We start from the raw sequence: 21,547 nt of genomic DNA, 5'->3' as shown, positions 1-21,547 counted from the left end.
GGCCACTGTGGGAGGATCTGCTGCGTATGCGCCCCGCACAAGGGCGCGCCTACACTCGCGCGGTCACCGGCCGCCCATCAGCACCGCCGGTCCGTACACGCGAGCGTGCGGGGACCAGCAGCGGTGCTTCCGGGCGCCCGCCGACCGCGCGGACCCGTTCACCGAGTACAACGTCGCACCTACGAGGAGCGTGCCCATGTCGTCGAATCCGGTCGCCGAGACCGTCGCCTCGCTGATGCCCAGGGCGAAGGCGGAGCTCACCGAGCTGGTGGCCTTCAAGTCGGTGGCGGACTTCGACCAGTTCCCCCAGGGCGAGAGCGAGGGCGCCGCCCGCTGGGTCGCGGACGCGCTGACCGCCGAGGGCTTCGAGGACGTCGCCCTGCTCGACACGCCGGACGGCACCCAGTCGGTCTACGGCCTCCTGCCCGGCCCCGAGGGCGCCCGCACCGTCCTGCTCTACGCGCACTACGACGTGCAGCCGCCGCTGGACGAGGCCGCCTGGACCACTCCGCCGTTCGAGCTGACCGAGCGCGACGGCCGCTGGTACGGGCGCGGTGCCGCCGACTGCAAGGGCGGCGTGATCATGCACCTGCTGGCACTGCGGGCGCTCAAGGCGAACGGCGGCGTGCCGGTGCACATCAAGGTGATCGCCGAGGGCTCGGAGGAGATGGGCACGGGCGGCCTGGAGCGGTACGCCGAGGCGCACCCCGACCTGCTCACCGCCGACACGATCGTCATCGGCGACGCCGGGAACTTCCGGGTCGGCCTGCCGACGGTCACCACCACCCTGCGCGGTATGACCATGGTCCGGGTCTCGGTGGACACCCTCGAAGGCAATCTGCACTCCGGTCAGTTCGGCGGCGCCGCCCCGGACGCACTGGCCGCGCTGATCCGCGTCCTCGACTCGCTGCGCGCCGAGGACGGCTCGACCACGGTCGACGGCCTGCCCACCGGCTCCGGCTGGGAGGGCCTCCAGTACGACGAGTCCCAGTTCCGTACGGACGCCAAGGTGCTGGACGGGGTGGAGCTGATCGGGTCGGGCACGGTCGCCGACCGGATCTGGGCGCGCCCGGCGGTGACGGTCCTCGGCATCGACTGCCCGCCGGTCGTCGGCGCCACCCCGTCGGTGCAGGCGGGCGCCCGCGCGCTGGTGAGCCTGCGGGTGCCGCCGGGTGTGGACGCGGCCGAGGCGACGAAGCTGCTCCAGGCACACCTGGAGGCGCACACGCCGTGGGGCGCCCGGGTGACCACCGCGCAGGTCGGCCAGGGGCAGCCATTCCGCGCCGACCCGACCAGCCCCGCGTACCGGGCCATGGCCGAGGCGATGGCGGTCGCCTACCCGGGCCAGGAGATGCAGTACGCGGGCCAGGGCGGCTCGATCCCGCTGTGCAACACCCTGGCCTCGCTCTATCCCGGGGCCGAGATCCTGCTCATCGGCCTGAGCGAGCCGGAGGCCCAGATTCACGCGGTCGACGAGAGCGTGTCCCCGCAGGAGCTGGAGCGGCTCTCGGTGGCGGAGGCCCTGTTCCTGCGCAACTACGCGGCGAGCTGAGGCGGGTTCCCTGGAACGCCCGGGCGAGGGCGGGAATCCCGGGGCGCAGGGACCGTGACAGGACCCGGGGCGCCAGGACGGTGGCAGGGAGCCAGGGGCACCGGACCCGGGCGGGAGTCCAGGGCACCCTGTTCGCGCGAGGTGGCGTCCGGCCCCCGGCACCTCGATCGGTGCCCGGGATCGAGTTGCGCACGAGTACGCGAATCACGATCCAAGGGACCCCGGTAAGTCACCGGGGTCCCTTGTGCGGTTTCCGGGGCGGAAGGTGGCCCACGGCCGGAGTCCTGAGGCGGCACCGGCCACTGGCGGCCGTCGCCCTGATACGACGGCGCCCAAGGGCGCCATTCGGGGCCCTGACCCGGCCCCCCTCCTCGCCCCCCGCCACCGTCTTCCTACCCATCCCCCCCCTCAGCCCCGCCACCGTCCTCCTCAGCCGCCCCCGCCGCCCCCTTCCTGCCCGCCCCCTCCCACCGGCACCCCCGCCTCCAGGTACAGCACCGAGCCGCGCTCACGGGCGCGCAGGGCCCATCTGAGGCGCTCGTAGCGCACGGGTGGCAGCAGCCGCGCGGCCTCGCTCTCGGTGACGAAGCGGCAGTCACGGAGTTCGGGGCCGGGCAGCCGCAGCCGCGCGGCCCGGCCGGAGTCGAGCCGGCCGCCGTCGAAGAGCAGGCGCAGTCCGCCGTAGCGGGGCGGTACGGGGGGTTCCCAGTCGACCACGAGCAGCCGGGGCACCTCTTCGAGCCGGACGCCGGTCTCCTCGGTGACCTCGCGCATCCCGGCGCGGGCAGGGGCCTCGCCGGGTTCCACGACACCGCCGGGGAACTCCCAGCCGGGCTTGTAGGTCGGGTCGACCAGCAGGACCCGGTCCCGCTCGTCGAAGAGGAGCACCCCGGAGGCGACCGTCTCGGCGGTGGGTTCCGGGCTCTGCACGATGTCGCACGGCGGGACGTGCCCCGCGCCGACGGCGTCGGTGATCCGGGCGGCGGTCTGCCGGGGAGTGAGCGAACCGTTGTCGATCGGATGCGCGTCCCCGCCGAGCCATGAGCCGAAAGCGGTCTTGAACGGTTCTATCTGATCGAACGACCATTGCCGGACGCGTATCTCACCGTCCGGAAGGTCGGGCGGGACCTCCCGGTGGGCGATCCGTTCGCGCAGGATCGTTTCGGCCGGGGTGAGCACCAGATGCCGGACGGCGATCCGGCGGGCGGCGAGGCCGCCGAAGATCTCGTCGCGGTGGTCCTGGCGCAGCAGCGTCATGGGCACCACGAGCGTTCCGCCGAGTTCGGCGAGCATCGCGGCGGCGCTGTCGATCACCAGGCGGCGCCAGATCGGCAGATCCTGGAAGTCGCCGGCCTCGGCCAGGTGTTTGGCCGGCAGTAGCTGTGCGAGCGCGGCGCCGATGACCTCGGGGTCGAAGAGCGTGCAGTTCGGGATCAGCTCGATCAGTTCCCGTGCGGTGGTGGTCTTTCCCGCACCGAACGCACCGTTGATCCAGACGACGGTCACGTTTCCCCCTCTTCTGTTGGCCCCTGTGGCTTGCCCGCTCCACCCTGCCACGGAAACCAGCCCCAGTTGAGGGCGGGTGACGGCGAGGGGGACGGCGGGGGAAACACCATGGCGCCGGTCCCCGTCGTACGGGGTCCGGCGCCATGGCGCTGGGGCGGGGAACCGCCGGTCACTCCTGGTGGCCGCCACCGCCCAGGGCGTTCTCCTCGACGGCCAGGCTGTCGCTGGCGATGGTGTGGTCGACGGCGCTCAGGGTGCCGTTCACATCGATGTCGGTCAGCGCGTCGCCGAGCCCGTGGGACGGGGTCACGGCGGCGACGACGAATCCGGTGGCGAGGGAGGCGATGGCCAGCATGCTGCGCTTCTTCATGCCCCCCTCAACTCCCCGAGCGGTACGCGGGTCACGGCCATGGTCCGGACGGGTGCACAGCACGACACTCGGAACAGGCGCACTGAACAGGAGCACAGCACATGCGCACAGCGCGGCTCCAGCGCCCCGACCGCCCCTCACACCGGACCTCAACCGGCACACAGGGGGCCGATATCCGGTCCGGGGCGCCGACCGGAGGACCGACCGCCCCCGATCCGGCCGACGGTCTGGCCCCCCACCCCTCCGATGGGTCCCAACAACTGGTCCGGAGCTCGGCATCTGCACCAGCACCAGGACCTGCGACTCCACCGGTTTCCCCGGCGCCCTCGGCCATGGGTACAGCGACGCCCGCCAGTTCGCGGACTGTGGCGTGGACTACCTCAGATACGACAACTGCAACGACCAGGGCGTGGAGGCGATCCAGCGCTACACCACCATGCGGGACGCGCTCCGGGCCGCCACCGAGGAGACCGGGCACCCCATCGTCCACAGCATCTGCGAGTGGGGCGAGAACAGGCCCTGGGAGTGGGCCGAGGGCGTCGGCCCACTGTGGCGCACCAGGGGGGACATCAGCGACGACTGGGGCTCGGTGCTCCCGATCATGAAGCGCAGTCTGCCGCTCGCCCAGTACGCCGGACCCGGCCACTGGAACGACCCGGACATGCTGGAGGTCGGCAACGGCGACATGACCGACACCGAGTACCGCACCCGCTTCTCGATGTGGTCGGTCATGGCCGCGCCGCTGCTCATCGGCAGCGCTCTGCGGGAGGCGCCCGAGGCCACCTTCGAGATCCTCGGCAACCGCGAGGTCATCGCCGTCGACCAGGAGCCGCTCGGCGAGCAGGGCAGGGGTGTCTCGTCCGACGGCGGTCGCCGGGTGGCCGCCAAGGAGATGCGGGACGGGAGCCGCATGGTGGCCCTGTTCAGCGAGTCCTCCAGCCCGCAGCGCGTCGCCACGACCACCCGAACCGTCGGTCTGTTCGCCGCAGCCGGGTACACCAGCCGGGACCTGTGGGAGCACCGCACCTGCAACACGGCGGGCACCCTCGCCGCGGCCGTCCCCGCCCACGGCACCGTGCTGCTGCGGGTCCGGGCCGACTTCCGCTGGGCCCATAACCCGCCCGCCGTCGAGTACGGCCCCGACAGCCGCTCCCTGGTCGAGGCCGGCCGCCCCGCCCCGCTCGACACCCACCTGACGACGCTCGGCCGCACCCCGATCCCCATCAAGGGCAGGGCGTACGAGAAGGTCCTCGGCGTCCATGCCGAGAGCAAGATCGAGTACCGCACCGGCGGCCACTGCTCGGCCATCACCGCCGAGGTTGTCGTCGACGACAAGGAAGGCGCCTGGGGCACGGTCGCGTTCCAGAGCCGGCGGACGACCGGCTCACCGCCGCCACCGGCGTCCTCACCACCTCGGCGCCCGCACAGGCGCTCCGCGCGGACGTGACCGGCGCGAGCACCGTCCGCCCGCTCGTCATCGACGGCGGCGACGGCATCACCTCCGACCACGGCGACTGGGCGGACGCCCGCCTGAACTGCCGACCGCGACACGCCCACGCCGACGCAGCCCGCTGGACCACGGCAACAGCAGCGGGAACGGCGACCGGGAGCGGGGCCGTGCATGAGCGATCTCAGCCAGAGCGATCACTCATTCAAACGATCGCTCATGCACAGCAAAACGAACACGATCCGCCCCAAGCCCCCCGCCCCCACCCACACTTCCGCCCCGCCTACACCCCCGCCACCGTCGGGTCCGACCGCCGCGCCAGTACCGCCGCTGCCGCGCCCACCAGCCCCGCGTCCGTCCCCATCTGGGCCGGCACCACCGTCAGCCGCTGGACGAAGGAGAGGGTGGCGTACGTGGCGAGCGCCTTGCGCAGCGGATCGAAGAGGACCGCCCCCGCCTTGCCGACCCCGCCGCCGACCACGGCGATGTCGATCTCGACCAGGGTCGCGGTGGCCGCGATCCCGGCGGCGAGGGCCTGCGCGGCGCGCTCGAAGGAGGCGACGGCCACCGGATCGCCCGCGCGGGCGGCGGCGGCCACCGCGGCGGCGGAGGTGTCGCCGTCCGGGCCGGGCCGCCAGCCGCCCTCCCGGGCCCGCCGGGCGATGTTGGGACCGCTGGCGATGCGCTCGACGCACCCGCGCGAACCGCACGGGCAGGGGTCGCCGTCGAGTTCGACGCTGATGTGGCCGATGTGCCCGGCGTTCCCGGTCGGTCCCGGATGCAGCCGTCCGCCCAGGACCAGCCCGCCGCCGACGCCGGTGGAGACGACCATGCACAGGGCGTTGTCGTGGCCCCGCGCGGCGCCCTGCCAGTGTTCGGCGGCGGTGATGGCGACACCGTCGCCGATCAGTTCGACCGGCAGTCCGCCGACCGCTTCCCGGACCCGGTGGACCAGGGGATAGCCGCGCCAGCCGGGGACGTTCACCGGGCTCACGGTCCCCGCGGTGGCGTCCACCGGGCCCGCGCTGCCGATGCCGACGGCGTCCGCGCGGACCCAGTGGGGCGAGGCGGCGAGGTCCCGGAGCACCTCCTCCACGGCTCCCATCACCGTGTCGCCGTGTTCCTGCGCGGGCGTCGCGCGCTGCGCCCGCGCCACGATCGTGCCGTGGCCGTCCACCAGCGCCCCGGCGATCTTGGTACCGCCGATGTCGAGAGCTGCCACGAGGTCGGTGTGCATCAGAGTCGGATCTCCCCGTCAACCAAGGTCGGTCTCCCCGCGGTGCTGCGGGGAATGGGCAGGCCGGTCCAGCGGTGGGGCGCGCGGGCCGAAGATTGCGGTGGACAGTCTCTCCTGCCTCTGACAACGTTGTCCAGGCCCTATGCTCGACGCCACATCCTCATTTGCCCCGATGCGCCGACGCATCACCGCGGACCACAGGAACAGGACACCACATCGTGCCCGACACGCACCGCCGAGCAGACGGCCTCCCGACCACCCGTTACGGCAATCGGCCGACCATGAAGGACGTGGCCGCACGAGCCGGGGTCGGTCTGAAGACGGTCTCGCGGGTCGTCAACGGGGAGCCGGGGGTCACGCCGGAGACCGAGCGGCGGGTGCAGGAGGCGATCGACGCGCTGGGGTTCCGGCGCAACGACAGCGCGCGGGTGCTGCGCAAGGGCCGTACCGCGAGCATCGGGCTGGTCCTGGAGGATCTCGCCGACCCGTTCTACGGGCCCCTGAGCCGAGCGGTGGAGGAGGTGGCCCGCGCGCACGGGGCGCTGCTCATCAACGGTTCCAGCGCGGAGGACCCGGAGCGTGAGCAGGAACTCGCGCTGGCCCTGTGCGCCCGCCGGGTGGACGGCCTCGTGGTGATCCCGGCCGGGGACGACCACCGCTATCTGGAGCCGGAGATCCGCGCGGGGGTGGCCACGGTGTTCGTGGACCGTCCGGCCGGTCGGATCGACGCCGACGCGGTGCTCTCGGACAGCTTCGGCGGGGCCCGGGACGGGGTGGCGCACCTGATCGCGGGCGGTCACCGCAGGATCGGCTTCATCGGCGACCGGCCCCGGATCCACACCGCCGCCGAGCGGTTGCGCGGCTACCGGGCCGCCATGGAGAACGCCGGGACGGAGATCGCCGACGCCTGGATATCCCTCGGGGTGACGGACCCGGAGCGGGTCCGGCGGGCGGCCGAGGAGATGCTCACGGGCCCCGATCCGGTCACCGCGATCTTCGCGGGCAACAACCGGGTGACGGTCACCGTGATCCGGGTCCTCGCCGAGCAGCGGCGCCGGGTGGCCCTGGTCGGCTTCGACGACATCGAGCTGGGCGATCTGCTCCAGCCGGGTGTCACGGTGGTCGCCCAAGACGCTGCGGCCCTCGGCCGGACGGCCGCCGAGCGGCTGTTCCGGCAGCTCGACGGCACTCTGATCACACCGGAGCGGATCGAACTGCCGACCCGGCTCATCAAGCGCGGCTCGGGCGAGTTGCCGCCGCAGGACTGAGGAACGGCGCGATGCACGAGGCGACGGACGGACACGGCGGGGGCGCCGGGCCACGTACAGGGCCTGCGCCCACCACCCCCGCGTACCCGGGCACGTTCGGCGACGGCGAGGGCACGCCGGGGCCCACCTCTGCGACCACCCCAGCAGCCTCGCCCGCGCCTACTCCTCGCGACGGCCCCTTCCAAGCCCCCGGCCCAGGTCCCGGCCCCACCCTGGAGGCCCTGGGCCTGGACGTCGTCCCCCGCGACGACCCGCTGACCTACCCGGGCGCCCGGCCCGACGACTCCGCGCTCCTCGCCGGGGACCGGCTGCTGCCGCTGACCCGGCTGGTCCACGAGGACCGCGTACCCGTGCTCGCCGTGGGCTCCAACGCCAGTCCCGCCCAGCTCCGCGCCAAGCTCGCGGAGTGCGCGATCACGACGCCGCTCCCCCTGGTCAAGGCACGGGTCACCGGGCTCGACATCGGCGTGTCGGCGCACGTCAGCCGGATGGGATACATCAGCGCGTCCCCCTTCGCGGCGCCGGGCACGGTTCGGGAGCTGTTCCTCACCTGGCTCGACGCCGGGCAACTGGCCGCCGTCGACGCCAGCGAGGGCGTACCCCTGCCGGACGGCAACTACCGCCGGGGCTGGCTGCCCGCGCCGGACGTCCGGATCGACCTGGCGGACGGACGGACCCTCCCGGGCGCGTACGCCTACGTCAATCGCCGGGGCGTGCTGCACGACGGCCACGGCACGCGTCTGCGCCACGGCGACCAGCGGGCCCTGCTCACCGGGCTGCTGGCCGCGCACCCCTGGCTCCGGGAGCTGTGCGGGACGACTCCGGAGGAGTTCTGCGCACGGGTGCGCGCCGATCCGTCGGTCGGCGCCCGCGGCACCGAACTGTTCGCGGAACAAGGACTGGTCATGGCCTCCGGCCTGGAGAGGTTCGTACGGCGGGGTCGGGCGACCGGGAGTCCGGGCACCGGGGAGCCGTGGGCATCCCTGTGATCGTCCACAGCCTACGGACCGCCACTGACAGCGGGTGTCCGCGCGGACGGCGGTGACGGAACCGGCCGCTGCACGGGCACCGGCGGCTCGCCGGAGTCACGGCCTGTCGCTTCCCGGGCACAGTCCCCCTACCGGGGTGACGACCCGCCGCTTCCCGGATACAGACCCCCAACCGAACCGGGACGGCAGCCCTGCGCCTCCCGGATACAGGCCCCCCCGGGGGGGCACTGCCCACCGCCTCCTCCCCGGCGCAGGCCCCCGCGGGGGCACCGCCCCCGCGATGTCCGGGACGATCAGAGGGACGCCGCCCCCGTGAGGTCTCCCCGCCGGGGTGTCGCGAAGTTCTCCAGGTCGGTGCGGGACAGTCCGGTCAGGCCGGTGACCTCGGCGCTGTCGAGGGCGCCGCAGTCCAGGCCGCGCAGCAGATAGCCGCTGAGGGCCTTGGCGGTGGCGGGCTCGTCCATGACGTCGCCGGAGGTGTGCCCGGCGTAGCGGGCGAGGCGGGTGGCGGCGGCCTCGAAGCCCTCGCGGTAGAAGGCGAAGACGGCGGCGTAGCGGGTGGGGAGATGCCCGGGGTGCATGTCCCAGCCCTGGTAGTAGGCGCGGGCCAGGGCGCGCCGGGTGAGGCGGTAGTGGAGCCGCCAGGCGTCGTGGACCCGGTCGGTGGGGCCGACCGGCAGGACGTTGGTGGAGCCGTCGGAGAGGCGTACGCCGGTGCCCGCGGCGGCGACCTGCATGACGGCCTTGGCATGGTCGGCGGCGGGGTGGTCGCTGGCCTGGTGGGCGGCGGAGACACCGAGGCAGGCACTGTAGTCGAAGGTGCCGTAGTGCAGGCCGGTGGCGCGGCCCTCGGCGGCCTGGATCAGGCGGGCGACGGTGGCGGTGCCGTCGGCGCCCAGGATGGACTGGCTGGTCTCGATCTGGATCTCGAAGCCGAGCCGGCCGGGCTCCAGGGCATGTGCCTTCTCGAAGGCGTCCAGGAGCCGGACCATGGCGGTGACCTGTTCGGGATAGGTCACCTTGGGCAGCGTCAGGACAAGCCCGCCGGGCAGCCCGCCCGCCTCGACGAGTCCGGTCAGGAAGATGTCCAGGGTGCGGATGCCCCGGTCGCGGACCGGCGCCTCCATGCACTTCATACGGATGCCCGTGCAGGGGGCCGCGGTGCCCTCGGCGTACGCCTCGGCGACGAGCCGGGCGGCGCGGGCGGCGGCCTCGTCCTCCTCGGCGTCGGGGCGGGGCCCGTAGCCGTCCTCGAAGTCGACGCGCAGGTCCTCGACCGGCTCCTGGGCGAGTTTGGCGCGCACGCGCGCGTGGACGGGTTCGGCGAGGGCGTCGTCCAGTCCGAGGACGGCGGCGAAGGAGGCGGCGTCGGGGGCGTGTTCGTCCAGGGCGGCGAGGGCCCGGTCGCCCCAGGAGCGGACGGTGCCGGCGGTGAAGGCGTCGCCGGGGACGTAGACGGTGTGGACGGGCTGGCGGGTGCCGGGGTCTCCCGGGTAGCGGCGCTCCAGTTCGGCGTCGACGGGGGCGAGGGAGGCGCTGATCTCCTCGCTGACGGCGCCCGCGAGGCTCGTCCGCACCCGCTCCTGCTGGCCCTGGCCCATGCCACACCCTCCGCTTTTCCGCTTCATGGAATCAACAATCCGTTGAATGAAGCTATCCGCCGGTCCACCCCGGGTCAACACCCCTTCCGCACCGGGACACTCCTGCATTTCGGCATGTTCACACCCAACTCATACGGCGGTAGAACACTTCGGTACACATTCGATTCATACCTCGATCCATATCTCGGCCCACACCTCGGTCCACACTTCGGTTCACACACCCCGCACGGCGCCCGTCCGGCCGCCGTGCACCCCGCGAAGGAGCCCCCGTGCCCAACCGCAGCCGTGTCACCCGCCGTACGGGCCTCAAGAGCGCGCTCGCCGCCACGGTCGCCGTGCCCCTGTCGGGCGCCGCCCTGACCGCCGCCGCGTCCGCCGACGAACGCCCCGGGAACCGGCTGGAGGTCATGTCCTTCAACCTGCGCTACGCGAGCACCGCCGAGCCGAACAGTTGGAGCGTCCGCAGACCGGTCATGCGCGCGCTGCTGCGCCGGGAGCGGCCCCATCTGATCGGCACCCAGGAGGGCCTGTACCAGCAGGTGCGGGACATCGAGAGCGACCTCGGGCCGCACCACGACTGGATCGGCACCGGCCGCGCGGGCGGCAGCCGGGACGAGTTCATGGCGATCCTGTACGACACCCGGCGGCTCACACCGCTGGAGTTCGACCACTTCTGGCTGTCCGACACGCCGGACGTGATCGGATCGAACACCTGGGGCGGCGGTTCCCTCCGGATGGTCACCTGGGTCCGGTTCCGCGACCGGGGCGACGACGGCCGGGAGTTCATCGCGCTCAACACCCATCTGGACAACAGCAGCGCGTACGCGCGCACCCGGGCCACCGAGCTGATCGTGCGGCGGATCGCCGCCCTGGATCCCGCCCTGCCGCTGGTGGTCACCGGCGACTTCAACGAGGCCGCCCACCGGAGCCCCGTCCACGACACGCTGCTGGCCGCCGGACTCACCGACACCTGGGACACCGCCGCCGAGCGCGGCCCCCTGTACGCCACCTTCCACGGCTACCGCCCGCTGACCCCGGACGGCGACCGCATCGACTGGATCCTCACCACACCCGGGGTGACCACCCACCGCGCGGAGATCAACACCTTCGCCCTGGAGGGCCGGTTCCCGAGCGACCATCTGCCGGTGCAGGCGACCCTCACACTCGGCTGACCGCCACCACGCTGCCAGCGGAACGGCAGCGCACCCACGCCCGGCTGAACGCCGCCGCGCCCACGACACGCCCGAGGCCCCCGCGCCCGCCACAAGAGCGGTCACAGGGGCCTCGCACAGCGTCGGCAGCGTCCCGCAAGGAACCCGCGGGGGCCTCGTACAGCTTCCGCAGGGGTCCACAGGGAGCCCGCGGGGGTCTCGTAGGGCACCCGGGGAGGCACCCTAGGGGGATCGGCCGGGGAACGATCAGCCCTTGCGGGTCTTGATCTCCTCGGTGAGCTGCGGCACGACGTCGAAGAGGTCGCCGACGATGCCGTAGTCGACCAGGTCGAAGATCGGGGCCTCGGCGTCCTTGTTGACCGCCACGATGGTCTTGGAGGTCTGCATGCCCGCGCGGTGCTGGATCGCGCCGGAGATGCCGGCCGCGATGTAGAGCTGCGGCGAGACGGACTTGCCGGTCTGGCCGACCTGGTTGGTGTGCGGGTACCAGCCGGCGTCCACGGCGGCGCGCGAGGCGCCCACGGCCGCGCCCAGCTCGTCGGCGAGGGCCTCGATGACGGCGAAGTTCTCGGCGCCGTTGACCCCGCGACCGCCGGAGACCACGATCGCGGCCTCGGTCAGCTCCGGACGGCCGGTCGACTCGCGCGGCGTGCGGGACGTGACCCGGGTCGAGGTGGCCAGGTCGGAGAAGGTCACGGAGAGGGCCTCGACGGCACCGTCGGCCGGCGCGGGCTCGACCGCGGCCGAGTTCGGCTTGACCGTGATGACCGGGGTGCCCTTGGCGACGCGGGACTTGGTGGTGAAGGCGGCGGCGAACACCGACTGGGTCGCGACCGGACCCTCGTCACCGGCCTCCACGTCGATGGCGTCGGTGATGATGCCGGCGTGGACCCGCAGGGCGAGCCGGGCGGCGATCTCCTTGCCCTCGGCGGAGGACGGCACCAGCACGGCGGCCGGGGAGACGGCCCCGTGGGCGGCCTGGAGGGCGTCGACCTTGGGGACGACCAGGTAGTCGTCGTACTCGGCGGCGTCGTGGGTGAGGACCTTCACGGCGCCGTGCTCGGCGAGGACGGCGGCGGTGTCGGCGGCGCCGTTGCCCAGGGCGACGGCGACCGGGTCGCCGAGCCGGCGGGCGAGGGTGAGCAGCTCCAGGGTGGGCTTGCGGACGGCGCCGTCCACGTGGTCGACGTAGACGAGAACTTCAGCCATGGGACTTCTTCTCTCCTGCGGTGCGAAGGGGGCGGGGCGGCCGGCGCCTCAGAGTCGTGCGGCGCGCCGGGCGGCGGGGCGGGGTGCCCTCGGCCGCGGGCGGGCGCCGGTCGAGCCGCCGTGCGGCGGGCTCGGAACGCCGGGCGGCGGACTCAGACGAACTTCTGGCTCGCGAGGAATGCGGCGAGCTGCTTGCCGCCCTCGCCCTCGTCCTTGACGATCGTGCCGGCGGTGCGGGCCGGGCGCTCGGTGGCGGAGTCGACGACCGTGTAGGCGTTCTCCAGGCCGACCTCGTCGTCGTCCAGGTCCAGGTCGGACAGGTCCCAGGACTGCACCGGCTTCTTCTTGGCCGCCATGATGCCCTTGAAGGACGGGTAACGGGCCTCGCCCGACTGGTCGGTGACCGAGACCACGGCCGGCAGGGAGGCTTCGAGCTGCTCGGAGGCGGCGTCGCCGTCCCGGCGGCCGGTGACCTTGCCGTCCGCGACGGACACCTCGGAGAGCAGCGTGACCTGCGGCACCCGCAGCCGCTCGGCGAGCAGCGCCGGGACGATGCCCATGGTGCCGTCGGTGGAGGCCATGCCGGAGACGACCAGGTCGTAGCCGGCCTTCTCGATCGCGGCGGCGAGCACCAGGGAGGTGCCGATGGCGTCGGTGCCGTGCAGGTCGTCGTCCTCGACGTGGATCGCCTTGTCGGCGCCCATGGAGAGGGCCTTGCGCAGCGCGTCCTTGGCGTCCTCGGGGCCGACCGTCAGCACGGTGACCTCGACGTCGTCGTCGGAGTTCTCGGAGATCTGGAGGGCTTGTTCGACCGCGTACTCGTCCAGTTCGGAGAGCAGTCCGTCGACGTCGTCGCGGTCGACGGTCAGGTCATCGGCGAAGTGCCGGTCGCCAGTGGCGTCGGGCACGTACTTCACAGTGACAACGATCCTCAAGCTCACGCCGGCTCTCCTACTGCAATCGTCATTTCTCGGCTGCCTTCCAGCAGGCAGCATAGGCGCCCCTGGCGGCCGGTCCCGGCCGGGGCGACCTGCGCTCCGGCCAAGATATTACTCGTCAGTACACTCAACCCATGCCCGCTGAGCAAGCGCTTTGAACTGTGACCTTTGCAACGCAGCGTAACCGGAACTGGACGGTCCCGCAGTCGCGGGGCCACGTGATCAATCCCGCAGGCCGGTGAAGTCCCCCCGGTGGTACAGCAGGGGTCGTCCGGACCCCGTGGGGTCGCCCCGGACGACCTCGGCGATCACGATCCGATGGTCACCCGCGGGCACGCGCGCGTGCACCCGGCACACCGCCCAGGCGAGCACCCCCGCCAGCAGGGGCACCCCCTCGGGGCCCTCCGTCCACCGGGTGGGCGGCCCGAACCGGTCGGCCCCGCTGCGCGCGAAGGTGTCCGCCAGCTCCCGCTGACGCTCCGCCAGCAGATGCACCCCGACGTACTCCGCCGCCTCGACCGCGGGCCAGCTCGATGCCCCCGTGGCGATCCCGAAGGACAGCAGCGGGGGTTCGGCCGCGACCGACGCCAGGGACGTGGCCGTGAAACCGGCCGGACCCCGGGCACCGCGCGCGGTGATCACCGCGACCCCCGCCGCGTGCCGCCGGAAGAACGACCGCAGCAGTTCGGGCGAGCCGGGCCGGACCCCACCCGGGGCGGACTCCAGATCCGGTACGGCCGTCATGGGGCGATCCCGCGCATACGACCAGGCTCCCGACGCCCGGCGGCCCCGGTCAAGTACGCCGGGGCACATGGGACCTGATTCACCGCCGGTGAGTGACCCGTCCGACGCTCCGCCGCCTCCCGGCTCACACGGCCTCACCCAGCGCCGCGATCACATCCGCCCGGCGCGGCTGCCCGGTCGCCCGCCGTACGATCCGCCCGTCCGCGTCGAGCACCAGCACGGTCGGCGTCTTGAGGATGTCCAGCGCGCGGACGAGGTCCAGGCGCGCCTCGGCGTCGATCTCCACATGGGCGACGCCCGGCACCATCGCGGCGACCTCGCCCAGGATCCGGCGGGTCGCCCGGCACGGGGCGCAGAAGGCGCTGGAGAACTGCACCAGGGTGGCCCGCTCCCCCAGCGCGCCGCCCAGTTCGGCCGCGCCGAGCCGTTTGCCGTCGTCCCGCCCGCGCACCCGTACCCTCCCGCTCCGCCGCTTGTGCAGCACTCCATAGGCGCTCGCCGCCGCGAGCACCGCCAGGCACACCATCAGTCCGGTCATCGACGGGTGCAGCGTTCATCAGACTGCAAAGATTCCCGGCCCGTGGAGGCGTCCGGGCTACGGAATAGTTGATTCATGGACATCGATGTGAGGGGACCCCGGTTCGGGGCCACCGTGACCGCCGCGGTCCTGGCGGCCGTACTGGTCACCGGGAGCGCCTGGTTGCTGGCCTGGCAGACGCTGGCGTTCGCGCTCGGCGCGGTGGGCGGAGTGGGCCGCTCGCCGTACGGCTGGGTCTTCCGTCGGCTGGTACGGCCCCGGATCGGGCCGCCGACGGTGTTCGAGCCGCCCCAGCCGCCCCGCTTCGCGCAGGCCGTGGGGCTCGCCTTCGCGCTGGTCGGTCTCGCCGGGTATGTGCTCGGCCCGCAGTGGCTGGGCCTCGCGGCCACCGGGGCGGCCCTCGCGGCGGCCTTCCTGAACGCCGCGTTCGGGTACTGCCTGGGATGCGAGATGTACGTGCTGGCACGGCGGGTGGCGGTGCGGCCGAGGTAGCGCGGAGGGGTGGGAAGCGGGCTCCTGGAGCGGCCCCGGGAACGCCCTCCGGAACGGCGGTCCCGCGCGCGGGGCGCCGCCGATGGCAGGGGACGCGACAAAGTGGATCATGGGACGTGACGAGGATTACGCCGGTCGCGGGCACCAGGGGTGGCCCCCTGTTCGTTCTTCGGGCACCATCTGCGAGATGCCGTAAACCTACGGCCGCGTAACTTTCCGCCGGGAGTCCCTTCCCAGGCAGAGCAGGAAGGGCCTGTCCCGCCCATGGCAGAGCTTGTGTACCGCCCGGTGATCGGTTTCGCCCGCACGCTGTTCAAGGTGTGGGATCTGAAGATCGACTGCCAGGGTTCGGAGAACATCCCGCGGTCGGGCGGTGCCGTGCTGGTCAGCAATCACATCAGCTATCTGGACTTCGTGTTCAACGGTCTGGCGGCCCTGCCCCAGAAGCGGCTGGTCCGTTTCATGGCCAAGGAGTCGGTCTTCCGGCACAAGGTGTCCGGTCCCCTGATGCGCGGCATGAAGCACATCCCGGTGGACCGCAAGCAGGGCGAGACCGCCTACCGGCACGCGCTGGAGTCGCTGCGCTCCGGCGAGGTGATCGGGGTCTTCCCCGAGGCCACCATCTCGGAGTCGTTCACGCTGAAGAGCTTCAAGTCGGGCGCGGCCCGGCTGGCGCAGGACGCGGGCGTGCCGCTCGTCCCGATGGCCGTGTGGGGCACCCAGCGGCTGTGGACCAAGGGCCACCCGCGCAACTTCAAGCGCAGCCACATCCCGGTCACCGTCCGGGTCGGCGAGGCGATGGAGGCGAGCCGCGACGAGTACGCGGGCGCCCTCACCCGGCGACTGCGCGGCCGGGTGCAGGAGTTGCTGGAGGCCGCCCAGCGCGCGTACCCGGTCCGCCCCAAGGGCACCGACGACACCTGGTGGATACCGGCCCACCTGGGCGGCACGGCACCGACACCGGAGGCGGTCAAGGCGGCGGAGGCGCGCTGAGGCGCTGCGGCGCTGCGGCGCGCAGGGTGGCGGCCTGATCCCGCAGCCGCCGCTGTGCCGGATACGCGGAGACGCTCCCGCGCGTGGGGCGGCGTCCGGGGTTCTCGGTTGGTGACCGGGAACCTGGGAAGCGCTCGCGGGCGCGTGGGGCGGCGATCGAGACTGCACGACCGGCATCGCCTCGCTGGAGGCGCTCCCGCGTGTGTGGGACGGCGGGCCAGGGCGTGCGCCGCCCCCTGGCTGATTGCCGCCGCCCCCGCCCGTACGCCCCCGCAGGGCCCCGCGGAGGCGTCACGGCACCGTCGGCACCCCCGGGCCGGTCGTCGCCCCGCCGAGGGTGATCTCCGCCCCGGGGCTGAACTTCTCCAGCAGTTCGGCGAGTTCCGTCGCGGCGGTCCGCACCTCCGCGACGGGCATCGGGTCGAGGCTCTCCAGCAGGAAGATGGCGGAGACGGTGTCCTCGTCGAGCCGGGTGCGCGGGCCCTGGCGCCAGTTCCAGCGGCGGCAGGTGACGCCGAGATCGTCGCGCCACACCACCTCGCCGGGCTCCGGGTGCTCGACCGTCTCCTCGCCCCCGGCGGTGGTCACGAAGTCCTCGTCGCCACGCGCCCGCACGAGCCGCATCCCGCCCTCGATCCGGTCGATGTCCTCCCCGCCGACCGGGATCAGATGGGCCACGCTGACGGCGTTGTAGAGGTCCACCAGGAGGTTGATCCGGGGCAGTCCGGCATCGGTCAGCGCGCGCCGGGCCAGGGCCTCCGCGGAGTTGCGGGTGCGGGAGGGCTTGGCGCCGAAAGCGGCGTACGCCGTACGCCAGGCGGCCATGTGGGGGTCCTCGTGGGGTGCCCGTCCGGCCAGGCGTTCGGCGAGTCGGCGGGTGGCGTCGTCCAGGAGGGCCGCGCCGGCGTCGGTGCTGGGTCCGCCCACGAGTCCATGGGCCTCGACGGTGACATGGGTGAAGCCGGGCGCGAGGGCGCGGACCTCGTCGGAGACGGTCAGGGAGAACGTCATGGCTGCCTCGGGAGTGCGGTGGGGAGCGTCTGCCACAGATGGGCCCGGTCGGTGGCCGCCTTGAGGACGTCCAGGACGACCGGGTGCGGTTCAGCGTACAGGACCGGATAGTCCACCTCACTGGACTCGTCACCCGGTCCACCACTGGTCACCGGGAAGGCCAGCCGCTCACCGGTCAGCGAGAACCGCGCGTCCACCCCGGGTTTGTTGCCGCGCGGGTCCTGCCGGTGCCAGGCACCATGGAACCGGACGGCGGTCAGTCCGTGCACCACATAGCCGCCGCCCACATCCTCCCCGTCGCCCCCGTCGTGCCGAAGGCGCTGGTAGCAGAGTGCGGCCGGGATGTCCTCGGCGCGCAGCAGGGCGGCCAGCACATGGGCCTTGGCGTAGCAGATGCCCGTCCGCTGCTCCAGAACGTCCGAGGCCCGCCAGGTGACCCGCGGATCGCCGCTGTCGGCGGAGTGCGGGACGGTGTCGCGGATGAACTCGAAGGCAGCCCGCGCATAGTCATACGAGTCGGTGACGTTCCGCGCGAGCCGGGCGGCGGTCCGCCGCACCAGCGGATGGTGGTGATCGATGACCTCGTCGGCGGCCAGATAGGCGGACAGGTCGGGGGTGTGCTGGATGAGCCGCATGCCCGCAGAGCATAGGAAAGCGATCACCCGAGAGTCAATGACTTTTCAGATCACCGCATACCTATGCACTCAGTGCTTCATGCCTGCACGCCTTCACGGCTGCACGCCCTCTTGCCTTTATGACCTCACGCCTTCATGGCCCCGTGGCCTCATGACGGCGAGGCAGCGCGGCTCAGCGGGCCATCTCCTCCTTGAGGGCCGCGACGAAGGTGTCCACGTCCTCCTCGGTGGTGTCGAACGCGCACATCCAGCGCACATCCCCGGCCGCCTCGTCCCAGAAGTAGAAGCGGAACCGCTTCTGGAGGCGGACGGTCACCTCGTGCGGGAGCCGCGCGAAGACGGCGTTGGACTGGACCGGATAGAGCAGTTCCACCCCGTGCACCGCGCGGACGCCCTCGGCGAGCCGCTGGGCCATCTCATTGGCGTGCCGGGCGTTGCGCAGCCACAGGTCACGGGCGAGCAGGGCCTCCAGTTGCACGGACACGAACCGCATCTTGGAGGCGAGCTGCATGGACAGCTTGCGCAGATGCTTCATATGGCTGACCGCGTCCTGGTTGAGCACGACGACGGCCTCGCCGAACAGCGCCCCGTTCTTCGTGGCGCCCAGGGAGAGCAGATCGACGCCCGCCGCATTGGTGAACGCCCGCATCGGGACGTCCAGGGAGGCCGCCGCATTGGCGAGCCGCGAACCGTCGAGATGGACCCGCATACCGAGCGCGTGGGCATGGTCGCACAGGGCACGGAGTTCGTCCGGGGTGTAGACGGTCCCCAGCTCGGTGCTCTGCGCTATGGACACCACCTGCGGCATCGCCCGGTGCTCGTCGTCCCAGCCGTACGCCTGCCGGTCGATCAGCTCGGGGGTGAGCTTGCCGTCGGGCGTGGGTACGGTGAGCAGCTTCAGCCCGCCGACCCGCTCGGGCGCGCCGCACTCGTCGACATGGATGTGCGCGCTCTCGGCGCAGATCACCGCGCCCCAGCGGTCGGTGACGGCCTGGAGGGCGACCACATTGGCGCCGGTGCCGTTGAAGACCGGGAAGGCTTCCGCTGTCGCTCCGAAGTGGCTGCGGACCACACTCTGGAGATGCGCGGTGTAGTCGTCCTCGCCATAGGCGACCTGGTGGCCGCCGTTGGCGAGCGCGAGGGCGGCGAGGATCTCCGGGTGGACGCCGGCGTAGTTGTCGCTGGCGAAACCGCGGACCTCCGGGTCGTGGTGACGGCGCGCGTCGGTCTTCGGGGGGTTCACGGCTTCTCGGTCAGCCACAGACGTCGTCCATTCACTTCGGCGGCGGGCTTGTCCCAGACACCGACGACCGCCTCGGCCAGGTCCGTGACATCGGTGAAGCCCGCGAACTTCGCGTTGGGTCGCTCGGCGCGCATCGCGTCGTGCACCAGCGCCTTGACGACCAGGATGGCAGCCGCCGCGTGCGGGCCGCCCTCGCCCCCCGCCTTGCGGAAGTAGTCGCCGAGGGCCAGGGTCCACGCCTCCGCGGCGGCCTTGGCGGCGGCGTAGGCGGCGTTGCCCGCGGTGGGGCTGCTGGCGCCGGCCGCGCTGATCAGCACGTAACGGCCGCGGTCGCTGCGCTGGAGGGCCTCGTGGAAGGCGAGCGAGGTGTGCTGGACCGTGCGGATCAGCAGCAGCTCCAGGAAGTCCCAGTCGTCGAGCCTGGTCTTGGTGAAGGTCTCGCTGCCGCGCCAGCCGCCGACGAGATGGACCAGGCCGTCCACCCGGCCGAAGTCCTTCTCGATACGGTCCGCCCATTCCTGGGCCGACTCCCGGTTCAGCAGGTCCACCGTGTCACCGACGACGGTGGCGCCGCCGTGCGCGTATCCGGCCGCGTCCACGGCCTCGGCCAGCCGCTCCGGATCGTTGTCGGCGCCGATGACGGTCGCCCCGGCCTCCGCCAGCCGCAGCACGGCGGCCCGGCCCGCAGGCCCGCCCGCGCCGGCCACCGCGATCACCGCGCCACTGAGCGCCCCGTTCCCCATGGTCCTCGCCTCCTGAGCAGCGTTCTCGTTGCGTTCGTCGCTCACGCGGCGACGCGCTCGGCGGTGTCCGCCGTGATGCCCCGGGTCGAGGCGATCACCTTCTTCAGCTTCTTGGACAGCGCCTCATAGAACATGCTCAGCGGAAACTCGTCCGGAAGCACGTCATCGACGAGTTTCCGGGGCGGCAACGACAGATCCAGCGCCTCGGGGCCCTTCGCCCACTTCGATCCCGGGTGCGGGGAGAGATAGGCGGCGACCAGCTCGTACCCCTTGAACCAGTGGACGAGCTTGGGGCGGTCGATGCCGTCCCGGTAGAGGGTCTCGATCTCGGCGCAGAGCTGGTTGGTGACCCGCGGGGCGCGTTCCCAGTCGATCGACAGCTTGTTGTCGGTCCAGCGCAGGACGTCGTGCCGGTGGAGGTAGGCGAAGAGGAGCTGGCCGCCGAGCCCGTCGTAGTTGCGGACCCGCTCACCGGTGACCGGGAAGCGGAACATCCGGTCGAACAGTACGGCGTACTGCACGTCACGGGCCTGCGGAACGCCCTCCCCGGCGAGCTTCACGGCCTCCTTGAAGGCGGTCAGGTCGCAGCGCAGCTCCTCCAGGCCGTACATCCAGAACGGCTGGCGCTGCTTGATCATGAACGGGTCGAACGGCAGATCGCCATGGCTGTGCGTGCGGTCGTGGACCATGTCCCAGAGCACGAACGCCTCTTCGCTGCGCTTCTGGTCGTGCACCATCGCGGCGATGTCCTCGGGCAGTTCGAGGCCGAGCAGATCCACGGCGGCGGCGGTGACCCGGCGGAAGCGAGCGGCCTCGCGGTCGCAGAAGATCCCACCCCAGGAGAAACGTTCAGGCGCCTCGCGTACGGCGATGGTCTCCGGGAACAGGACGGCCGAGTTGGTGTCGTACCCGGCGGTGAAGTCCTCGAAGGTGATCCCGCAGAACAGCGGGTTGTCGTAGCGCGTGCGCTCCAGCTCCGCCAGCCAGTCCGGCCAGACCATCCTCAGCACGACCGCTTCGAGATTGCGGTCCGGATTGCCGTTCTGCGTGTACATCGCGAAGACCACGAGGTGCTGGAGGCCGTCCCGGCGGTCGGCGGCGGGCTGGAACGCCAGCAGCGAGTCGAGGAAGTCCGGCACCCGGAAACCCCCGTCCGACCAGCGGCGCAGGTCCTCGACCAGGGCACCGTGGTAGGCGGCGTCGTGGGGGAGGAGGGGGGAGAGGGTCTGTACGGCCTCGATGATCTGGGTGATGGCTTGGGTGGCGAGGGTGGGGGTGGGGGTGGGCTCTGCCGCCGGGGTGGGCATTGTGGCCGGGGTGGGCCGGGCGGTCGGGGCAGAACCGGCGGTCGGGGTGCGCTCGGCGGGCTCGGCGGCCGAGCTGCCCTCCGGAGCCGGGGTGCGATCGGTGGTGAAGTCGATGGAGCCGTCCGGGGACTGCCAGCCCCGGATCCGCTCGACGGCGCCCTTCAGCAGGGGCCACGCCGGGTGCTCGACCACCCGGGGCGCAGCAGAAACCTGCCCATCGGTCGTCGGGTGATCAAGAATTTCCGTCATGTCCCATCCTCCACGGGAGAACCTTGCGTATGGACACCGTATGCGTACGACCTTTCTTCCAGCAAGGGGAGTCGCCGCAGATCCTCCTGCGCTTACCGGCGGTTCACCGGATTATTTCCTGCTGGATGGGGAAGCGGGGGTGAGTTTGGCGGGTCGGGACGGGGGGCGGGGTGGGGGTGCGAGGGGCGGTTCGGGGCGAGGCTGCGGGCTGCGGGCTGCGGGCTGCGGGCTGCGGGCTGCGGGCTGCGGGCTGCGGGCTGCGGGCTGCGGGCTGCGGGCTGCGGGCTGCGGGCTGCGGGCTGC

General features: G+C 72.4%; 19 protein-coding genes and 1 pseudogene. 7 read left to right on the top strand and 13 right to left on the bottom strand.

The window, feature by feature from the left end; translation table 11 throughout:
- Positions 1 to 196 precede the first annotated feature (196 nt).
- On the top strand, positions 197 to 1,552 hold the full coding sequence (locus AB0O01_RS31615) for a dipeptidase (RefSeq protein WP_365318769.1): 1,356 nt from the start codon (positions 197 to 199) through the stop codon (positions 1,550 to 1,552).
- A 429-nt stretch (positions 1,553 to 1,981) separates the two neighbouring features.
- Here the strand turns inward: AB0O01_RS31615 and AB0O01_RS31610 are convergent, their stop codons facing one another.
- The gene (locus AB0O01_RS31610) at positions 1,982 to 3,058 is read right to left on the bottom strand and encodes an NUDIX domain-containing protein (RefSeq protein WP_365318767.1); all 1,077 of its coding nucleotides are present in this window, start codon (positions 3,056 to 3,058) and stop codon (positions 1,982 to 1,984) included.
- Between the two features lie 169 nt (positions 3,059 to 3,227).
- Positions 3,228 to 3,428 carry a hypothetical protein gene (locus AB0O01_RS31605; RefSeq protein WP_365318765.1) on the bottom strand — a complete coding sequence of 67 codons (201 nt, stop codon included), beginning with the start codon at positions 3,426 to 3,428 and terminating at the stop codon, positions 3,228 to 3,230.
- A 247-nt stretch (positions 3,429 to 3,675) separates the two neighbouring features.
- Here AB0O01_RS31605 and AB0O01_RS31600 point away from each other — a divergent pair.
- Positions 3,676 to 4,967 (top strand): annotated as a pseudogene (locus tag AB0O01_RS31600) (NPCBM/NEW2 domain-containing protein); the annotation flags it as partial.
- Between the two features lie 191 nt (positions 4,968 to 5,158).
- Here AB0O01_RS31600 and AB0O01_RS31595 read toward each other — a convergent pair.
- Positions 5,159 to 6,112 (bottom strand): ROK family protein, encoded by a 954-nt coding sequence (locus AB0O01_RS31595; protein ID WP_365318763.1) that lies wholly within the window; start codon positions 6,110 to 6,112, stop codon positions 5,159 to 5,161.
- A gap of 218 nt (positions 6,113 to 6,330) precedes the next feature.
- On the opposite strand from AB0O01_RS31595, the gene AB0O01_RS31590 reads away from it, so the two are divergent.
- Together AB0O01_RS31590 and AB0O01_RS31585 are read left to right on the top strand one after the other, a co-directional pair.
- The gene (locus tag AB0O01_RS31590; protein WP_365318761.1) at positions 6,331 to 7,380 is read left to right on the top strand and encodes a LacI family DNA-binding transcriptional regulator; all 1,050 of its coding nucleotides are present in this window, start codon (positions 6,331 to 6,333) and stop codon (positions 7,378 to 7,380) included.
- Positions 7,381 to 7,391: 11 nt separating this feature from the next.
- Entirely contained in the window at positions 7,392 to 8,369 is a 978-nt protein-coding gene (locus tag AB0O01_RS31585) for a hypothetical protein (RefSeq protein WP_365318759.1), read from the top strand.
- A gap of 293 nt (positions 8,370 to 8,662) precedes the next feature.
- On the opposite strand, the gene AB0O01_RS31580 is transcribed toward AB0O01_RS31585, so the two are convergent.
- Complete coding sequence (locus AB0O01_RS31580) at positions 8,663 to 9,970, bottom strand: aldolase (RefSeq protein ID WP_365318757.1); 1,308 nt, start codon at positions 9,968 to 9,970, stop codon at positions 8,663 to 8,665.
- A gap of 269 nt (positions 9,971 to 10,239) precedes the next feature.
- On the opposite strand from AB0O01_RS31580, the gene AB0O01_RS31575 reads away from it, so the two are divergent.
- Complete coding sequence (locus tag AB0O01_RS31575) at positions 10,240 to 11,142, top strand: endonuclease/exonuclease/phosphatase family protein (RefSeq protein ID WP_365318755.1); 903 nt, start codon at positions 10,240 to 10,242, stop codon at positions 11,140 to 11,142.
- Positions 11,143 to 11,388: 246 nt separating this feature from the next.
- Here AB0O01_RS31575 and AB0O01_RS31570 read toward each other — a convergent pair whose 3' ends face one another.
- From AB0O01_RS31570 to AB0O01_RS31555, 4 genes are all read right to left on the bottom strand, one after another.
- Positions 11,389 to 12,351, bottom strand: a complete 963-nt coding sequence (locus tag AB0O01_RS31570) for an electron transfer flavoprotein subunit alpha/FixB family protein (RefSeq protein ID WP_365318753.1) — start codon at positions 12,349 to 12,351, stop codon at positions 11,389 to 11,391.
- Positions 12,352 to 12,503: 152 nt separating this feature from the next.
- Complete coding sequence (locus tag AB0O01_RS31565) at positions 12,504 to 13,292, bottom strand: electron transfer flavoprotein subunit beta/FixA family protein (protein WP_365318751.1); 789 nt, start codon at positions 13,290 to 13,292, stop codon at positions 12,504 to 12,506.
- Between the two features lie 219 nt (positions 13,293 to 13,511).
- Entirely contained in the window at positions 13,512 to 14,033 is a 522-nt protein-coding gene (locus AB0O01_RS31560; protein ID WP_365318749.1) for a flavin reductase family protein, read from the bottom strand.
- A gap of 124 nt (positions 14,034 to 14,157) precedes the next feature.
- Entirely contained in the window at positions 14,158 to 14,571 is a 414-nt protein-coding gene (locus AB0O01_RS31555) for a thioredoxin family protein (protein ID WP_365318747.1), read from the bottom strand.
- A 75-nt stretch (positions 14,572 to 14,646) separates the two neighbouring features.
- Here AB0O01_RS31555 and AB0O01_RS31550 point away from each other — a divergent pair, with 75 nt between their 5' ends.
- Positions 14,647 to 15,063, top strand: a complete 417-nt coding sequence (locus tag AB0O01_RS31550) for a DUF4395 domain-containing protein (protein ID WP_365318745.1) — start codon at positions 14,647 to 14,649, stop codon at positions 15,061 to 15,063.
- A gap of 264 nt (positions 15,064 to 15,327) precedes the next feature.
- Positions 15,328 to 16,056, top strand: coding sequence for a lysophospholipid acyltransferase family protein (locus tag AB0O01_RS31545; RefSeq protein ID WP_365318743.1), 729 nt, complete (start codon positions 15,328 to 15,330; stop codon positions 16,054 to 16,056).
- Positions 16,057 to 16,347: 291 nt separating this feature from the next.
- Here AB0O01_RS31545 and AB0O01_RS31540 read toward each other — a convergent pair whose 3' ends face one another.
- The 5 genes from AB0O01_RS31540 to AB0O01_RS31520 form a co-directional block, all read right to left on the bottom strand.
- A complete protein-coding gene (locus AB0O01_RS31540; RefSeq protein ID WP_365318741.1) occupies positions 16,348 to 17,067 on the bottom strand; it encodes a phenylalanine--tRNA ligase beta subunit-related protein in 720 nt (239 codons plus the stop codon).
- The gene (locus tag AB0O01_RS31535; RefSeq protein ID WP_365318739.1) at positions 17,064 to 17,702 is read right to left on the bottom strand and encodes a transglutaminase family protein; all 639 of its coding nucleotides are present in this window, start codon (positions 17,700 to 17,702) and stop codon (positions 17,064 to 17,066) included. Before AB0O01_RS31535 ends, AB0O01_RS31540 begins: the two co-directional genes overlap by 4 nt.
- Before the next feature lie 172 nt (positions 17,703 to 17,874).
- Positions 17,875 to 18,945 (bottom strand): low specificity L-threonine aldolase, encoded by a 1,071-nt coding sequence (locus AB0O01_RS31530; RefSeq protein WP_365318737.1) that lies wholly within the window; start codon positions 18,943 to 18,945, stop codon positions 17,875 to 17,877.
- Positions 18,942 to 19,688 carry an SDR family oxidoreductase gene (locus tag AB0O01_RS31525; protein ID WP_365318941.1) on the bottom strand — a complete coding sequence of 249 codons (747 nt, stop codon included), beginning with the start codon at positions 19,686 to 19,688 and terminating at the stop codon, positions 18,942 to 18,944. The genes AB0O01_RS31530 and AB0O01_RS31525 overlap by 4 nt, the downstream gene beginning before the upstream one ends.
- 41 nt (positions 19,689 to 19,729) lie before the next feature.
- On the bottom strand, positions 19,730 to 21,244 hold the full coding sequence (locus tag AB0O01_RS31520) for a DUF6421 family protein (RefSeq protein ID WP_365318735.1): 1,515 nt from the start codon (positions 21,242 to 21,244) through the stop codon (positions 19,730 to 19,732).
- Positions 21,245 to 21,547 lie beyond the last annotated feature (303 nt).

It is taken from the genome of Streptomyces sp. NPDC093252 (assembly GCF_040683675.1).
Classification (GTDB): Bacteria; Actinomycetota; Actinomycetes; order Streptomycetales; family Streptomycetaceae; genus Streptomyces.
Note: the sequence above shows the minus strand (reverse complement) of the source record. Positions and strands in the feature narration are given on the sequence as shown.

Bases quoted from the DNA above. Each gene is read 5' to 3' on its own strand.
- AB0O01_RS31520 (WP_365318735.1), bottom strand. From the start codon at position 21,244: ATGACGGAAATTCTTGATCACCCGACGACCGATGGGCAGGTTTCTGCT.
- AB0O01_RS31560 (WP_365318749.1), bottom strand. From the start codon at position 14,033: ATGACGGCCGTACCGGATCTGGAGTCCGCCCCGGGTGGGGTCCGGCCC.
- AB0O01_RS31585 (WP_365318759.1), top strand. From the start codon at position 7,392: ATGCACGAGGCGACGGACGGACACGGCGGGGGCGCCGGGCCACGTACA.
- AB0O01_RS31615 (WP_365318769.1), top strand. From the start codon at position 197: ATGTCGTCGAATCCGGTCGCCGAGACCGTCGCCTCGCTGATGCCCAGG.
- AB0O01_RS31555 (WP_365318747.1), bottom strand. From the start codon at position 14,571: ATGACCGGACTGATGGTGTGCCTGGCGGTGCTCGCGGCGGCGAGCGCC.
- AB0O01_RS31540 (WP_365318741.1), bottom strand. From the start codon at position 17,067: ATGACGTTCTCCCTGACCGTCTCCGACGAGGTCCGCGCCCTCGCGCCC.
- AB0O01_RS31535 (WP_365318739.1), bottom strand. From the start codon at position 17,702: ATGCGGCTCATCCAGCACACCCCCGACCTGTCCGCCTATCTGGCCGCC.
- AB0O01_RS31580 (WP_365318757.1), bottom strand. From the start codon at position 9,970: ATGGGCCAGGGCCAGCAGGAGCGGGTGCGGACGAGCCTCGCGGGCGCC.
- AB0O01_RS31595 (WP_365318763.1), bottom strand. From the start codon at position 6,112: ATGCACACCGACCTCGTGGCAGCTCTCGACATCGGCGGTACCAAGATC.
- AB0O01_RS31545 (WP_365318743.1), top strand. From the start codon at position 15,328: ATGGCAGAGCTTGTGTACCGCCCGGTGATCGGTTTCGCCCGCACGCTG.
- AB0O01_RS31570 (WP_365318753.1), bottom strand. From the start codon at position 12,351: ATGGCTGAAGTTCTCGTCTACGTCGACCACGTGGACGGCGCCGTCCGC.
- AB0O01_RS31605 (WP_365318765.1), bottom strand. From the start codon at position 3,428: ATGAAGAAGCGCAGCATGCTGGCCATCGCCTCCCTCGCCACCGGATTC.
- AB0O01_RS31550 (WP_365318745.1), top strand. From the start codon at position 14,647: ATGGACATCGATGTGAGGGGACCCCGGTTCGGGGCCACCGTGACCGCC.
- AB0O01_RS31525 (WP_365318941.1), bottom strand. From the start codon at position 19,688: ATGGGGAACGGGGCGCTCAGTGGCGCGGTGATCGCGGTGGCCGGCGCG.